Annotated in this window: 10 protein-coding genes; 8 read left to right on the top strand and 2 right to left on the bottom strand. The window is 60.8% G+C overall.

Annotated elements, in window-relative coordinates; genetic code table 11:
• Window positions 1–36: 36 nt before the first annotated feature.
• Window positions 37–2313 carry a bifunctional 23S rRNA (guanine(2069)-N(7))-methyltransferase RlmK/23S rRNA (guanine(2445)-N(2))-methyltransferase RlmL gene (gene rlmKL / locus CKW16_RS13220; RefSeq protein WP_095128789.1) on the bottom strand — a complete coding sequence of 759 codons (2277 nt, stop codon included), beginning with the start codon at window positions 2311–2313 and terminating at the stop codon, window positions 37–39.
• Between the two features lie 530 nt (window positions 2314–2843).
• Here rlmKL and rmf point away from each other — a divergent pair.
• Complete coding sequence (gene rmf, locus CKW16_RS13225) at window positions 2844–3059, top strand: ribosome modulation factor (RefSeq protein WP_003223300.1); 216 nt, start codon at window positions 2844–2846, stop codon at window positions 3057–3059.
• A gap of 213 nt (window positions 3060–3272) precedes the next feature.
• Here rmf and CKW16_RS13230 read toward each other — a convergent pair whose 3' ends face one another.
• The gene (locus tag CKW16_RS13230) at window positions 3273–4292 is read right to left on the bottom strand and encodes a quinone-dependent dihydroorotate dehydrogenase (protein WP_095128790.1); all 1020 of its coding nucleotides are present in this window, start codon (window positions 4290–4292) and stop codon (window positions 3273–3275) included.
• A gap of 229 nt (window positions 4293–4521) precedes the next feature.
• On the opposite strand from CKW16_RS13230, the gene CKW16_RS13235 reads away from it, so the two are divergent.
• From CKW16_RS13235 to CKW16_RS13265, 7 genes are all read left to right on the top strand, one after another.
• The gene (locus tag CKW16_RS13235) at window positions 4522–5733 is read left to right on the top strand and encodes a CmpA/NrtA family ABC transporter substrate-binding protein (protein WP_095128791.1); all 1212 of its coding nucleotides are present in this window, start codon (window positions 4522–4524) and stop codon (window positions 5731–5733) included.
• A gap of 15 nt (window positions 5734–5748) precedes the next feature.
• Window positions 5749–6324 (top strand): ANTAR domain-containing response regulator, encoded by a 576-nt coding sequence (locus CKW16_RS13240; protein ID WP_095128792.1) that lies wholly within the window; start codon window positions 5749–5751, stop codon window positions 6322–6324.
• Window positions 6325–6673: 349 nt separating this feature from the next.
• Window positions 6674–7885, top strand: coding sequence for a NarK/NasA family nitrate transporter (locus tag CKW16_RS13245; protein WP_095128793.1), 1212 nt, complete (start codon window positions 6674–6676; stop codon window positions 7883–7885).
• 7 nt (window positions 7886–7892) lie between these two features.
• Window positions 7893–9563, top strand: coding sequence for a bifunctional protein-serine/threonine kinase/phosphatase (locus tag CKW16_RS13250; RefSeq protein ID WP_095128794.1), 1671 nt, complete (start codon window positions 7893–7895; stop codon window positions 9561–9563).
• A 402-nt stretch (window positions 9564–9965) separates the two neighbouring features.
• The gene (gene nirB / locus CKW16_RS13255) at window positions 9966–12419 is read left to right on the top strand and encodes a nitrite reductase large subunit NirB (RefSeq protein WP_095128795.1); all 2454 of its coding nucleotides are present in this window, start codon (window positions 9966–9968) and stop codon (window positions 12417–12419) included.
• Window positions 12416–12733: a nitrite reductase small subunit NirD gene (gene nirD, locus CKW16_RS13260; RefSeq protein ID WP_008146292.1), complete on the top strand. Its 318-nt coding sequence runs from the start codon at window positions 12416–12418 to the stop codon at window positions 12731–12733. The genes nirB and nirD overlap by 4 nt, the downstream gene beginning before the upstream one ends.
• Window positions 12733–15447, top strand: coding sequence for a nitrate reductase (locus CKW16_RS13265; protein ID WP_176471552.1), 2715 nt, complete (start codon window positions 12733–12735; stop codon window positions 15445–15447). The genes nirD and CKW16_RS13265 overlap by 1 nt, the downstream gene beginning before the upstream one ends.
• The last annotated feature ends 11 nt before the right edge of the window (window positions 15448–15458 follow it).

The following is a 15458-nucleotide window of genomic DNA, read 5'->3' on the forward strand; positions in this document are numbered from 1 at the left end:
AAAATCAAGGCTCTGTGGATCCAATCCCTTCAAGTGTCAACGAGCCGTGATTTTCCAGGCACGGTGGATCTTGCCATTACGGGCGAAATCCGGATCGATGGTCTGGGCGGTGATTTCTTCTACGGCATAACGCTCGGTGAGGTTTTCCTCGAGCTGGAATTTGCGGAAGTTGTTAGAGAAGTACAACACGCCGCCCGGGGCCAGACGCGCCATGGCCAGGTCGATCAATTGCACCTGGTCACGCTGCACGTCGAAGATCCCTTCCATGCGCTTGGAGTTGGAGAACGTCGGCGGATCGATGAAGATCAGGTCGTACTCGTCACGGCAGGCGTCGAGCCAGGCCATCACGTCGCCCTGCTCCAGACGGTTCTTCTCGGAGAAACCGTTCAGCGACAGGTTGCGACGCGCCCAGTCCAGATAGGTTTTCGACAGGTCGACGCTGGTGGTGCTGCGCGCGCCGCCCTTGGCTGCGTGAACACTGGCGGTTGCGGTGTAGCTATACAGGTTGAGGAAGCGCTTGCCGGCCGCCTCTTTCTGGATCCGCATGCGCATCGGCCGGTGATCGAGGAACAGCCCGGTGTCGAGGTAATCCGTGAGGTTCACCAGCAGCTTCACGCCACCTTCGTTGACCTCGACGAACTTGCCCTGTGCCGCTTGGCGTTCGTACTGCTTGGTGCCGCTCTGACGCTCGCGACGCTTGACCACCACGCGGCTCTTGTCGATGTTCAGAGCCTGCGGAATGGCGGCCAGGGCATCGAACATGCGCGCCGAGGCTTTTTCCGGATCGATGGATTTCGGCGCGGCGTATTCCTGGACGTGGACCCAATCCTGATACAGGTCGATGGCCATGGAGTATTCCGGCATGTCGGCATCGTAGACGCGGTAGCAGTCGATGCCTTCACGCTTGACCCACTTGCCGAGGGCCTTGAGGTTCTTTTGCAGACGGTTGGCAAACATCTGCCCGCCTTCGCTCAAGCGCGGCTGCTCGATCACTACCGGTGCCGGTTTGATCGGGTTGCCGTTCTTGTTGTACTTCTCGTACTTGCCGGGTGCTACGTCGTTGTCTGCGACTTCGACTTCGGCTCGAACTTGTTCGCGCTCGACCTGACGCTGTTCCGGGGTGCGGCGTTCGCCGGTGACAAACTGGTCCGGCGTGACTTTGATCAGCAGCAACTTACACGGCAACGCGCCGTTCCAGAACGAATACTGTTTGTGGCTGCGGATGCCCATGCGCTTACCCAGGTCCGGGGCGCCGGTGAATACCGCGGCTTCCCAGTTCAAGCAGGCCTGACGCAGACGTTCGCCGAGGTTCTGGTAGAGATAGAGCAAGCTCGCCTCGTCACCCAGACGTTCGCCGTACGGTGGGTTGCAGATCACCAGGCCTTTCTGGTTCTGGTCCGGACGTGGCTCGAACGTCCCGACTTCGCCCTGGTAGATCTTGATCCACTCGCTCAGGCCGGCACGTTCAACGTTGTTGCGGCCCGGTTGAATCAGGCGTGGATCGGCTTCGTAACCGCGAATCCACAGCGGTGGCTTGGCCAGACCAGCCGCGCAACGCTCAGTGGCTTCTTCGTGAAGCTTTTTCCACAGCGCCGGGACGTGCCCGAGCCAGGCCGTGAAGCCCCACTGCTCGCGACGCAGGTTCGGCGCCATGTCGGCGGCGATCATCGCGGCTTCGACGAGGAACGTACCGACACCGCACATCGGGTCAGCCAGCGCGCCGCCATCGGCCGCAATGCGTGGCCAGCCGGAACGGATCAGGATGGCGGCCGCGAGGTTTTCCTTCAGCGGCGCCGCACCCTGCTGCAAGCGATAGCCGCGCTGGTGCAGGCTGTGGCCGGAGAGGTCGAGGGACAGAATCGCTTCGCCACGGTCCAGGCGCAGGTGAATGCGCAGGTCCGGGTTGAGCTTGTCGATGGACGGACGGTCGCCCTGCGGCGTGCGCAGCTTGTCGACGATGGCGTCCTTGACCTTCAAGGCGCCGAAGTGGGTGTTGTCGATGCCCGAGCCGTGACCGCTGAACTCGACGGCCAGGGTGCCATCGTTGAGCATGTGGTCTTGCCACTCGATATCCAGCACGCCGTGATAAAGGTCTTCGGCGTCTTTCATCGGGAAACGCTTGAGCACCAGCAGCACCCGGTTCGCCAGACGCGACCACAGGCACAGGCGATAAGCGGTTTCCATGGTGGCCATGCCGCGCACGGCAGAGGTGTGCTCACGCGCTTCCTCAAGGCCGAGCCCGATGGCTTCCTCGATGAGCAGGCCTTCAAGGCCTTTGGGGCAAGTGAGGAAGAGTTCGAAACGATCGGACATGGTAATTCCAGAGCCTTTAGCTAAGTGAACCGGCAACGCATTGCCGGCCCGGTTTTCAATCAGGCGCTTTTCTAAAAGAGCGCCCGCGTGGCACGAAGGTGTGCCGTCCCACCCCTGCAAGCTCGGGTTAAAAGAGCTTAGATGCAAAGACAGATAAAAAAGTTGATGCAACAAAATGTCATAAGTCGACCCTTCGTCGAATAGTCCCCCTGCTCAACAGGAGGCATTCTCACTAAAGGATTAAACCCATCATGCAGCGCGGGGCTGATCATACCGGGGTTTTGCCAATAAACACGGGACAACATCGTGTTACTTATCGCCATACCATCTTTATCGTTACATCCTTATGACAAAACGATCATTCCCTCGATGTGACGCATTGGTTAGAACTCAATACAGGTTGACGCCGCAATGACGTCAACACCTTGGCTCGCGACGCCGGCAGCGAGCCCCAACGGCAGGAGTTTTTCTGCCAGACCTCGATTGAGGTCGACGCGATAAATACAGTCAACAAGTGAGGGCAACACCCTATGAGAAGACTTAAGCGTGATCCGTTGGAAAGAGCATTTTTGCGCGGATATCAATATGGCGTTGGTGGCAAATCCCGTGAGCTTTGCCCATTTACTCTACCGTCGGTACGCCAAGCCTGGATTAACGGCTGGCGAGAAGGACGCGGCGACAACTGGGACGGTATGACCGGCACTGCGGGAATCCATAGACTCAACGAACTTCACGCCGTCGGCTAACACAGGGCACACACTCCGACACGACAATCTGATTACGTAACGACTTACCACGCACGCCCCATCCGGGCGGCGGGCTTCGGCCCAGGGGCTCCTTCGAGGAGCCCTTTTTTATGCCCGCTCTCTGGCCAAACACAATCCCTTGTAGGAGCACGGCTTGCCGGCGATGGCGATCTCAAGGACGCCATCGCCGGCAAGCCGTGCTCCTACGGGGGATCAGCGCAAAGCGGCGATGGCGTCTACAGATTCACGAATCAGCGCCGGGCCTTTATAGATGAAGCCGGAATAGAGCTGCACCAGGCTGGCACCCGCAGCGATTTTCTCAGCCGCGTGCTTGCCTTCGGTGATACCGCCCACGGCGATGATCGGCAAGCGACCGGCCAACTCGGCCGCCAACACTTTCACAGTGTGGGTGCTCTTGTCGCGAACCGGTGCGCCGGACAAACCGCCCGCCTCGTCACCATGCTCCATGCCTTCTACACCGACGCGGCTCAGGGTGGTGTTGGTGGCGATCACCGCGTCCATCCCGGTTTCGATCAGCGCTTGCGCGACCTGAGCGGTTTCTTCGTCGGTCATGTCCGGCGCAATCTTGATCGCCAGTGGTACATGTTTGCCGTAGCGCAGCGCCAGTTCTGCGCGGCGCGTGGCCAGGTCGGCCAACAACTGCTTCAGCGAATCGCCGAATTGCAGGCTGCGCAGGCCCGGGGTGTTCGGCGAGCTGACGTTGACCGTCACGTAGCTGGCGTGGGCATAGACCTTGTCCAGGCAGATCAGGTAGTCATCTACCGCCCGCTCAACCGGGGTATCGAAGTTTTTGCCGATATTGATGCCCAGCACGCCCTTGAACTTGGCCGCCGCCACTCGGGCCAGCAGGTGATCGACGCCGAGGTTGTTGAACCCCATGCGGTTGATGATCGCCTCGGCATCCGGCAGACGGAAAATGCGTGGCTTCGGGTTGCCCGGCTGCGGACGCGGAGTGATGGTGCCGATCTCGACAAAGCCAAAACCCAATTGCGCAAAACCGTCGATGGCCGCGCCGTTCTTGTCCAGACCCGCCGCCAGACCCACCGGGTTCGGGAAGTCGAGGCCCATGACGGTCACCGGCATTTTCGCCGGTGCCTTGCACAGCAAGCCGTTGAGGCCCAAACGCCCGCCCGCGCCGATCAGGTCCAGGGACAGATCGTGGGAGGTTTCCGGGGAAAGTTTGAACAATAGCTGACGGGCCAGGGTGTACATGGGCGGGTTTGACTCTGGGCTACGAAAAGTGGCGGCGATTATAGCCGGGCATCGGGGTTGCAGGCGAGGCGCGCGACAAAATCAGCGTGCGATGGCATATGCCTTGCACCGTCACTGACATCAGCACTCATGCCAACGGCGGGATGAGTCGAAAGACAAAGGCGTCGTCACTTGGCCTTGCTCTGGCAAGCAGCCCGGTCCGGCGCTTTTTTATGGAAGGTGTTTACTGATGATTGAAGTTCCAGCCAACCCTCTGGCCTGGGTCAACGGCAGCGATGCCCCGGAAAAGACCGAAATCAACCTCGGCTTCATGGCCCTGAGCGACTGCGCCTCGGTAGTGGTCGCGGCCACGCAGGGCTTCGCCCAACCTTATGGCCTGACCCTGAACCTCAAGCGCCAGTCGTCCTGGGCCAACCTGCGGGACAAACTGGTCAGTGGCGAACTCGACGCCGCCCACAGCCTGTACGGTTTGATCTACGCCGTGCATTTGGGCATCGGCGGTGTCGCGTCGACCGACATGGCGGTGCTCATGGGCCTGAATCAGAATGGCCAGAGCATCAACCTTTCCCATGGCTTACAGACTTTAGGCGTGACCAGTCCTGAAGCACTGGAACGGCACGTGCACCAAAGTCGCCCAAAACTCACCTTCGCCCAGACATTTCCTACGGGTACCCACGCCATGTGGCTGTATTACTGGCTCGCGAGTCAGGGCATCCACCCGTTGCAGGACGTCGACAGCGTGGTCGTGCCGCCGCCGCAAATGGTCGCGCACCTGCAAGCCGGGCGCATCGACGGTTTCTGTGTCGGCGAGCCGTGGTCCGCCAGTGCGGTGCAGCAAAATCTGGGGTTCACGATGGCAACCACCCAGACCATCTGGCCCGATCATCCGGAAAAAGTCCTCGGCTGCACCCGCGCCTTTGTCGAGCAATACCCCAACACCGCAAGGGCGCTGGTGATGGCGATCCTCGAAGCCAGCCGCTTCATCGAAGAAAGTACCGAGAATCGCCGCAGCACCGCGAAGCTGTTGAGCGCCCCGCAATACCTCGACGCGCCACTCGACTGCATCGAACCGAGGTTGCTCGGTGACTACGCCGATGGCCTGGGTCATCGCTGGCAGGACCCGCACGCGCTGCGTTTCCATGGTGGTGGCGAGGTCAACTTGCCGTATCTGTCCGATGGCATGTGGTTCATGACTCAGTTTCGTCGTTGGGGTTTGTTGCGCGACGACCCGGACTACCTCGGCGTGGCCCGACAGGTCCAGCAACTAGACTTGTATCGAGAGGCCGCCACCGCTGTAGGTGTGGCCGCGAGTGATCAGCCAATGCGCAGCAGCCAGTTGATCGACGGCAAGGTCTGGGATGGCCTGGACCCCGCCGGCTATGCCCGAAGTTTCAAACTGCACGCCATGAGCGACAGCTCACCCCTTCTCGCCAGCCGCTGACAGGAGACTACGAATATGTTGCGTATCCTGCTGATCAACGACACCGCGAAGAAAGTCGGTCGCCTGAAGGCGGCCCTGACCGAAGCCGGGTTCGAGGTGATCGACGAGTCGGGTCTGACCATCGACCTGCCCGCGCGCGTCGAAACGGTGCGTCCGGACGTGATTTTGATCGATACCGAGTCACCGAGCCGCGATGTGATGGAGCAAGTGGTGCTGGTGAGCCGCGATCAACCGCGGCCGATCGTGATGTTTACCGATGAACATGACCCCGATGTGATGCGTCGGGCGATCAAGTCCGGGGTCAGTGCCTACATCGTCGAAGGCATCCACGCACAGCGCTTGCAGCCGATTCTCGACGTGGCCATGGCGCGTTTTGAAAGCGACCAGGCCCTGCGCGCCCAACTCAACGCCCGTGACCAGCAATTGGCCGAGCGCAAGCGTATCGAGCTGGCCAAAGGGCTGCTGATGAAAATGAAGGACTGCAACGAGGAAGAGGCCTACACCCTGATGCGCCGCCAGGCCATGAGCCGGCAGCAGAAGCTGATTCAGGTGGCGGAGCAGATCATTGCCATGAGCGAACTACTCGGCTAACTCCCCCCCAACGATCGTTCCCACGCTCCGCGTGGGAATGCATCCCGTGACGCTCTGCGTCACAGCTCGAAGCGGACGCAGAGCGTCCATGGCGGCATTCCCACGCAGAGCGTGGGAACGATCAGCATGAATGTGGCACAGATCTCGCTAGGTAATCACTACAGGTAACCAACGGCGGTTGCCCCACCTACGACAAAGACGTCGCTCACCTCATTTGCCCTTTGGCGAATCCGGTGGCGGCGTTTTTTTGTTTTGGCCCCACAGACCGGGGCCGGTGGTGCGGCCGATGCGGCGCCCCACCTGCAAGCTCATGACTCCTTCTCGAGACTCCTAACAGCTGAGGTGCGCGATGAATTCAAGCTTCTGGAAATCTGGCCATACCCCGACATTGTTCGCGGCCTTCCTCTATTTCGACCTGAGTTTCATGGTCTGGTACCTGCTCGGCCCAATGGCGGTGCAGATCGCCGCTGATCTGCAGCTGACCACCCAACAGCGCGGACTGATGGTGGCCACGCCGATTCTGGCCGGGGCCGTATTGCGCTTTGCGATGGGCCTGCTGGCTGATCGCCTGTCGCCAAAAACCGCCGGGATAATCGGCCAGGTGATCGTCATCTGCGCCCTGTTCGTCGCCTGGAAACACGGCATCCACAGCTACGAGCAAGCACTGCTGCTGGGCCTGTTCCTCGGCATGGCCGGCGCGTCCTTCGCCGTCGCCCTGCCGCTGGCCTCGCAATGGTATCCGCCACAACACCAAGGCAAAGCCATGGGTATCGCCGGTGCCGGTAACTCGGGCACCGTGCTCGCCGCACTGATCGCCCCGGTACTGGCCGCTGCATTTGGCTGGAGCAACGTGTTCGGCTTCGCCCTGATCCCGCTGATCCTGACCATCATCGTCTTCGCCTGGCTGGCCAAAAACGCGCCTGAGCGGCCAAAAGCCAAGTCGATGTCCGACTACTTCAAGGCCTTGGGCGACCGCGACAGCTGGTGGTTCATGTTTTTCTACAGCGTGACCTTCGGCGGCTTCATCGGCCTCGCCAGCGCCCTGCCCGGCTATTTCAACGACCAATATGGCCTCAGCCCGGTGACCGCCGGTTACTACACCGCCGCCTGCGTGTTCGGTGGCAGTTTGATGCGTCCGTTGGGCGGCGCTCTGGCTGACCGCTTCGGTGGCATTCGCACCCTTTTGGGGATGTACACGGTGGCGGCGCTCTGCATCGCAGCGGTGGGTTTCAATCTGCCGAGCTCCTACGCGGCACTGGCACTTTTCGTCTGCACCATGCTCGGTTTGGGTGCCGGTAACGGCGCCGTTTTCCAATTGGTGCCGCAGCGTTTTCGTCGCGAGATCGGTGTTATGACCGGTTTGATCGGCATGGCCGGCGGTATTGGTGGATTTGCACTGGCTGCGGGCATGGGCGCGATCAAGCAAAGCACCGGCAGCTATCAACTGGCCTTGTGGTTGTTCGCCAGCCTTGGCGTTCTGGCCTGGTTCGGTCTGCACGGCGTGAAACGTCGCTGGAGAACCACTTGGGGTTCGGCAGCCGTGACCGCTGCTCGGGTCTGAAGCCTCAATGAGCCTGCAACTGAGTTTTGCCGAAGCGAGCGCCATCGGCCCTCGCGAGGAGAATCAGGACGCCCTGCGCCTGGTGACTCCGGCCCCGGCGCTGGCGGCGAGCAAGGGTTACCTGTTCGCCATCGCCGATGGCGTCAGCCAGTGCGCCGACGGTGGTCTCGCCGCCCGCTCGACGTTGCAGGCTCTGGCGCTGGATTATTACGCCACGCCGGAAACCTGGGGCGTCGCGCAGGCATTGGATCGCCTGCTGCTGGCACAAAATCGCTGGTTGCAGGCCAATGGTGGTGGGCAACCGTTGCTCACCACTGTCAGTGCTTTAGTCATGCGCGGTAGGCGGTTTACCTTGGCCCATGTCGGCGATTGCCGGGTTTATCGCTGGCACGCCGACACTTTGCAGCGAGTCAGCGAGGATCACGTCTGGGACCAACCGGGCATGCAGCATGTGCTCAAGCGAGCGCTGGGGCTCGATCAGCACTTGGTACTGGATTTTCTCGATGGCGAACTGCGGCTGAACGAAAGTTTCGTACTGCTCAGCGACGGCATTTGGGCTGTTCTGGGCGACACCGCGATTGCGGCAATTCTGCGCGATCAACCGGATCTCAACAGCGCTGCGCAGACCTTGGTCAATGCGGCGCATCTGGCCGGCAGCCAGGACAACGCCAGCGCCTTGCTGGTGCGGGTTGATGCCCTCGGTGAAACGAGCATCGGCGATGCGTTGATTCATTTGCAGCAATGGCCACTGCCGCCAGCCTTGAAACCAGGCCAGACTTTCGAGGGTTGGCAGGTCGAAGGAATACTCGGTCAGAGCCAGCAGTCATTGCTCTATCGGGTACGCGATGGGCAACAACAACCCTGGCTGCTGAAAACCTTGCCGGGCGCGTTGCGTGATGATCACCTCGCAGGTCAGGCGTTGCTGTCGGAAGAATGGTTTCTCAAGCGCGTGGCCGGGCGGCATTTCCCTGAAGTCCATGCCGCCAGTCAGCGTCAGCATTTGTACTACGTGATGCGGGAATATTCCGGATCTACCTTGGCGGAACTGCAAGCAGATGTCGGACCGCTGCCTCTGCCCCAATGGCTGGATCTGGCCGAACGCCTGCTACGCGCCGTTGGCATACTGCATCGACGGCAGATTCTCCATCGCGACATCAAACCGGAGAACCTGCTGCTGGGGGACGACGGCGAATTACGCCTGCTGGACTTCGGTCTCGCCTATTGCCCCGGTCTGTCCGAAGACCAGCCTTCTGCCCTGCCTGGAACGCCCAGCTATATCGCGCCGGAAGCCTTTCGCGGGGACGCACCGACACCGCAACAGGATTTGTATGCAGTCGGCGTGACCTTGTACTTCCTGCTCACCGGGCATTATCCCTACGGCGAAATCGAAGCCTTCCAGCGCCCACGGTTCGGGGTTTCTGTCAGCGCCAGTCGCTATCGACCTGACCTGCCGGAATGGATTGCGCAAAGTCTGGAGCGCGCCGTGGCGGCGGATCCGGGTCAGCGCTTTGAAACGGCGGAAGAATGGTTGCTGCTGTTGGAACAGGGCGAGCGACGCAGTTTGAGCGTGCGACCCAGACCGCTGCTGGAGCGCGAACCGCTGAAGGTCTGGCGGACCTTGGCGCTGGTGTCGTTGCTGGTGAATCTGGTGCTGCTGTTTTTACTGTTTCATGGCTGAGGTTTTCACTGCCCCCAAAAGATCAAAAGATCGCAGCCTGCGGCAACTCCTACGGGTGCCCACGATCTCCTGTAGGAACTGCCGCAGGCTGCGATCTTTTGACTTTTCTGCTTCAAAACCGGGCATCGCGCATTGAACCGGTGCACGGAAATACCCTCCTCCCATGCCAAGAGCCCATAAATTCCGCATTTTTGCGACTTGGCACAACCACTGCATTACATCTTTCAACTTACATAAAGCCCAGCCTTCAACGACGAAGGATGCGCTTCCCGAGAGAACGGGACCAGGACAAAGGCGTCCTCGCTAGGCAACTAGCGGGACGCCTTTTTTGTTTGCGCAAAATTTTGTCGAGCAAGACCTGAAAGCCCTGATGAGGCGGGTCCGAGCTCCCCGGAGAACCTGATGAAAAAATTAAAACTGGTGATGATCGGCAACGGCATGGCCGGGGTTCGCACCCTGGAAGAACTGCTCAAGCTGAGCAATGAGCTGTACGACATCACGGTCTTCGGCGCCGAACCTCATACCAACTACAACCGCATCTTGCTGTCACCGGTGCTGGCCGGCGAACAAACCTTCGAAGAGATCGTGCTGAACGATCTGGACTGGTACCTGGACAACAACATCAAGCTGCTGCTCAACCGCAAAGTGGTGGAAATCGACCGGGTCAAACGCCGGGTTATCGCCGAAGATGGCAGCGAGGCCGAATACGATCGTCTGCTGATCGCCACCGGCTCGACTCCGTTCATCCTGCCGATCCCCGGCAACACCTTGGACGGCGTGATCGGCTACCGCGACATCGCCGACACCCAGGCAATGATCGACACCGCGAAAACCCACAAGCACGCCGTGGTGATCGGTGGCGGCCTGCTCGGCCTGGAAGCCGCCAACGGCCTGATGCTGCGCGGCATGCACGTCACCGTGGTGCACATCGGTGAATGGCTGCTGGAACGGCAACTGGATAAAACCAGCGGCCAGTTGCTGCAAACCGCCCTCGAAGCCCGCGGGCTGCACTTTCGTCTTTGCGAGCAAACCCAGGCCCTGCACGATGCCGGCAATGGCCGGGTCGGCTCGGTTGAGTTCAAGAATGGCGACATCATCCCCGCCGACCTGGTGGTGATGGCCGCCGGCATTCGCCCCAACACCGAACTCGCGGAAAAATCCGGCATTCCCTGCAACCGCGGGATTCTGGTCAACGACACCCTGCAAACCTACGACCCACGCATCTACGCCATCGGCGAATGCGCCAGCCACCGCGGCATCGCTTACGGCCTGGTGGCGCCACTGTTCGAACAGGCCAAGGTCTGCGCCAACCACCTCGCTCAATTGGGCTTCGCCACCTACAAGGGCTCGGTGACGTCGACCAAGTTGAAAGTGACCGGCATCGACCTGTTCTCCGCCGGCGACTTCATGGGCGGCGAAGGCACCGAAACCATCACCCTCTCCGACCCTATCGGCGGGGTCTACAAAAAACTGGTGATCAAGGATGACGTGCTGGTCGGGGCCTGTCTGTACGGCGATACGGCAGACGGTGGCTGGTATTTCCGGCAGATCCGTGAGAACCACGCCATCGACGAGATCCGCGATCACCTGATGTTCGGTGAGAACGCCTTGGGCGACGTAGGACATCAGGGTCAGGACAAAGCCATGAGCATGGCCGACACCGCCGAAGTCTGCGGCTGCAACGGCGTGTGCAAAGGCACCATCGTCAAGGCGATTCAGGAGCACGGGTTGTTCAGCGTCGACGACGTCAAGAAACACACCAAGGCTGCCAGCTCCTGCGGCTCCTGCGCTGGCCTGGTGGAACAGATCCTGATCAATACCGTGGGTGGCGCGGCGGACGTCAAACCGAAAAGCGAAAAAGCCATTTGCGGTTGCAGCGACTTGAATCACGGGCAAATCCGCCAGGCCATCCGCGAGCAGCATCTGCTGACCATCGCCGGCACCCTGAGCTATTTGAACTGGCGCACGCCGAACGGCTGCGCCACGTGCCGCCCGGCGCTCAACTACTACCTGATTTCCACTTGGCCGGGCGAAGCCAAGGACGATCCGCAATCGCGCCTGATCAACGAACGCGCCCACGCCAACATTCAGAAGGACGGCACTTACTCTGTAGTCCCGCGGATGTGGGGCGGAGTGACCAATCCTTCGGAACTGCGGCGCATTGCCGACGTGGCCGACAAATACAACGTGCCAATGGTCAAGGTCACCGGCGGCCAGCGTATCGATTTGCTGGGGATCAAGAAGCAGGACCTGCCAGGCGTCTGGAAGGACCTCGACATGCCGTCCGGCCACGCCTACGGCAAATCCATCCGTACCGTGAAGACTTGCGTCGGCAGTGAGTTCTGCCGCTTCGGCACCCAGAACTCCACGCAACTGGGTATCGAGCTTGAGCACGATCTGTTCAACATGTGGTCGCCGCACAAAGTGAAACTGGCCGTCTCCGGTTGCCCACGCAACTGTTCGGAAGCGGGCATCAAGGACGTCGGAATTATCGGCGTGGATTCGGGCTGGGAAATGTACATCGGCGGCAACGGCGGGATCAAAACCGAAGTCGCGGAATTCTTCGTCAAGCTGAAAACCGCCGAGGAAGTGCGCGAATACAACGGCGCGTTCCTGCAGCTCTATCGCGAAGAAGCTTTCTACCTCGAACGCACCGTGCACTACCTGCAACGGGTCGGCATGGAACACATCAAGAAAGCCGTGCTGGAAGACCCGGAGCGGCGCAAGGCGCTCAACGATCGCCTGCAATTCTCCTTATCGTTCGAACAGGACCCGTGGAAGGAACGCCTGGAACGACCGCTGCTGAAGAAAGAATTCGACGTCATAGCAGTGAAGAACCTGGAGGTGTCGGCATGAACTGGCTGGATATCTGCGCACTGGAAGAAATCAATGCCCTGGGCTCGCGGATCATCGCCGGCCCGAAAGGCGACATCGCGATTTTTCGTACCAGCGACGATGAGGTTTTCGCACTCGATGACCGCTGCCCGCACAAGGGCGGGCCACTGTCCCAAGGTTTGATCTACGGCAAACGGGTCGCCTGCCCGCTGCATAACTGGCAGATCGACCTGGAAACCGGCGAAGCCCAGGCCCCGGACATCGGTTGCGCTCACCACCACTCAGCACGGGTCGAGAATGGCCGGGTGTTGCTGGCCCTGCGGGAAGCAAGCTGATGAACCAGATCACCGCTTCCACCTGCTGCTATTGCGGGGTCGGCTGCGGCGTGCTGATCGAGCATGACGGCGAGCGCATTCTCGGCGTCAGCGGCGATCCGGCCCACCCGGCCAACTTCGGCAAACTGTGCAGTAAAGGCTCTACCTTGCACCTGACCGGCGACCTCGCGGCCCGGGCGTTGTATCCCGAACTGCGCCTGGGCAAAGGCCTGGCCCGTAGCCGCACCGACTGGGACACCGCCCTCGATCACGCCGCCAGCGTTTTTGCCGAGACTATCGCCGAACACGGCCCGGACAGCGTGGCGTTCTACATTTCCGGGCAATTACTGACCGAGGATTACTACGCCTTCAACAAACTGGCGCGAGCGCTGGTGGGCACCAACAACATCGACAGCAATTCACGTCTGTGCATGTCTTCGGCAGTGGTCGGTTACAAACGCAGCCTGGGCGCCGACGCACCGCCGTGCAGCTACGAAGACCTGGAATTGAGCGACTGCGTGATGATCGTCGGCAGCAACATGGCCTACGCCCACCCGATACTTTTCCGTCGCCTGGAGGAAGCGAAATCCCGCCGGCCGCAGATGAAAGTCATCGTCATCGACCCGCGTCGTACCGACACCTGCGATCTGGCTGACCTGCACCTGGCGATTCTGCCGGGCACCGATGTCGCCTTGTTCCATGGGATTTTGCACCTGCTGCTGTGGGAAGACTGGGTCGACCGCGACTTCATCAAGGCCCACACCGAAGGCTTGGCCGAACTGAAAAACCTGGTGCGCGATTACACGCCGCAGATGGTTTCGCAGCTCTGCGGGATCAGCGTCGAGCAACTGCAGCAATGCGCCGAATGGGTTGGCACTTCACCGAGCTTCCTGTCGCTGTGGTGCATGGGCTTGAACCAGTCCACCGCCGGCAGCGCGAAGAATAGCGCGTTGATCAACCTGCACCTGGCCACCGGACAAATCGGTCGCCCCGGTGCAGGACCTTTCTCGCTGACCGGTCAGCCAAATGCCATGGGTGGCCGCGAAACCGGTAGCTTGTCGAACCTGCTGCCAGGCCATCGCGAGGCCGCCAATGCCGAACATCGCGCGGAAGTGGCGGCATATTGGGGCGTGGATCAACTGCCTGCAAACACCGGGCTCACCGCTATCGAGTTGTTTGAGCAAGTGCGCAGCGGAAAAATCAAGGCACTGTGGATCGCCTGCACCAACCCTGCTCAATCAATGCCGGATCAAACCGCCGTGCGCGCGGCACTGCAAGCCTGCCCGTTCGTGGTGTTGCAGGAAGCGTTCCGCACCACCGAAACCGCAGCCTTCGCTGACCTGCTGCTGCCTGCCGCCAGTTGGGGCGAAAAGGACGGCACGGTGACCAACTCCGAACGGCGCATTTCCCACGTTCGCCGAGCGATCGTCGCACCCGGTGAAACCCGCTCGGACTGGGCGATCACGGTGGATTTCGCACAGCGCCTGGAAAAATATCTGCGTCCCGATCAAACCAGCCTGTTCGCCTTTGAAAACCCGGCGCAGGTCTTCGACGAATACAAGCAATTGACCCGCGGGCGTGATCTGGACTTGTCCGGCATCAGTCATGCACTGATCGACCGCCTCGGCCCGCAGCAATGGCCCTTCCCCACTGGCGCCAGCGAAGGCACGGCCCGGCTGTACCTGGACGGAATATTCCCGACGGCCAGTGGACGTGCACAATTCGTCGCCGACCCGTACCGCGCCGCCAAGGAACAGCGCGACGCGCGTTTCCCACTGACCCTGATCACCGGCCGCCTGCGGGATCAATGGCATGGCATGAGCCGCACCGGCACTGCCGCACAGCTATTCGGACACGTCAGCGAAGCCGTGTTGAGTTTGCACCCGGATGAACTGCGCCGGCATCGGCTGCAATCGGGCGACCTGGTCAGCCTGAAAAGTCGCCGTGGCGCGGTGATTGTCGCCGTTGGAGGCGACGACAGCGTACGACCCGGTCAGGCCTTTCTGCCGATGCATTGGGGTGACCGCTTTCTCAAGGGCGGCGTAAATACCCTCACTCTTCCCGCCTTCGACCCGCTATCGAAACAGCCCGAACTCAAACACAGCGGCGTGCGCCTGGAACCGGTGCAACTGCCATGGAACCTGTTCGCCCTGATCGAGGGCGATGTTCAACAGCATTTTGAGACGCTACGACCGCTCTGTGAGGCGTTTTCCTACGTCAGCCTCAGCTTGGCTGGCCGCGAACGCCCCGCACTGCTGATACGCGCTGCCAGCGCCGTCGCGCCCGATCCGCAATTGCTGCGCGATATCGATCAATGCCTGGGACTCAACGATGGCCCGGTTTTGGCCTACGACGACCCACGGCGCTCCATCGGTAAACGCGTGCGGATTGAGAACGGCCGGATCACTGCCATTCGCCTGGCCGGTGAAACCCTTGCCCAACACTGGCTGCAAAACCTGTGGCTGGAAGGTCGCGCCGATGAGCAACTGCGGCGCTGGCTGCTGGCACCGCTGAGCGCCCCACCGGGCAACGCCAATACGCCGACCGTCGGTAACAAAACCCTGTGCAACTGCAAAAACGTCAGCCAAAGCGCGGTCTGCGCCGGCATTAGTCGCGGCCTGGACCTGCAGGGCTTGAAACAAGAATTAGGCTGCGGCACGCAATGCGGCTCCTGCGTCCCGGAAATCAAGCGTTTGCTGGCCGCCACTGCGCAGCCGGTCGCCGTCACCTCGTGAGGAAAAACACT

This window comes from Pseudomonas sp. Irchel s3h14 (assembly GCF_900187425.1).
In the GTDB taxonomy this organism is placed as follows: domain Bacteria; phylum Pseudomonadota; class Gammaproteobacteria; order Pseudomonadales; family Pseudomonadaceae; genus Aquipseudomonas.

Coding starts and splice junctions, on each gene's coding strand:
- CKW16_RS13265 (WP_176471552.1), top strand. CDS start 12,733: ATGAACCAGATCACCGCTTCCACCTGCTGCTATTGCGGGGTCGGCTGC.
- CKW16_RS13235 (WP_095128791.1), top strand. CDS start 4,522: ATGATTGAAGTTCCAGCCAACCCTCTGGCCTGGGTCAACGGCAGCGAT.
- rlmKL (WP_095128789.1), bottom strand. CDS start 2,313: ATGTCCGATCGTTTCGAACTCTTCCTCACTTGCCCCAAAGGCCTTGAA.
- nirB (WP_095128795.1), top strand. CDS start 9,966: ATGAAAAAATTAAAACTGGTGATGATCGGCAACGGCATGGCCGGGGTT.
- CKW16_RS13240 (WP_095128792.1), top strand. CDS start 5,749: ATGTTGCGTATCCTGCTGATCAACGACACCGCGAAGAAAGTCGGTCGC.
- rmf (WP_003223300.1), top strand. CDS start 2,844: ATGAGAAGACTTAAGCGTGATCCGTTGGAAAGAGCATTTTTGCGCGGA.
- CKW16_RS13250 (WP_095128794.1), top strand. CDS start 7,893: ATGAGCCTGCAACTGAGTTTTGCCGAAGCGAGCGCCATCGGCCCTCGC.
- CKW16_RS13230 (WP_095128790.1), bottom strand. CDS start 4,292: ATGTACACCCTGGCCCGTCAGCTATTGTTCAAACTTTCCCCGGAAACC.
- nirD (WP_008146292.1), top strand. CDS start 12,416: ATGAACTGGCTGGATATCTGCGCACTGGAAGAAATCAATGCCCTGGGC.
- CKW16_RS13245 (WP_095128793.1), top strand. CDS start 6,674: ATGAATTCAAGCTTCTGGAAATCTGGCCATACCCCGACATTGTTCGCG.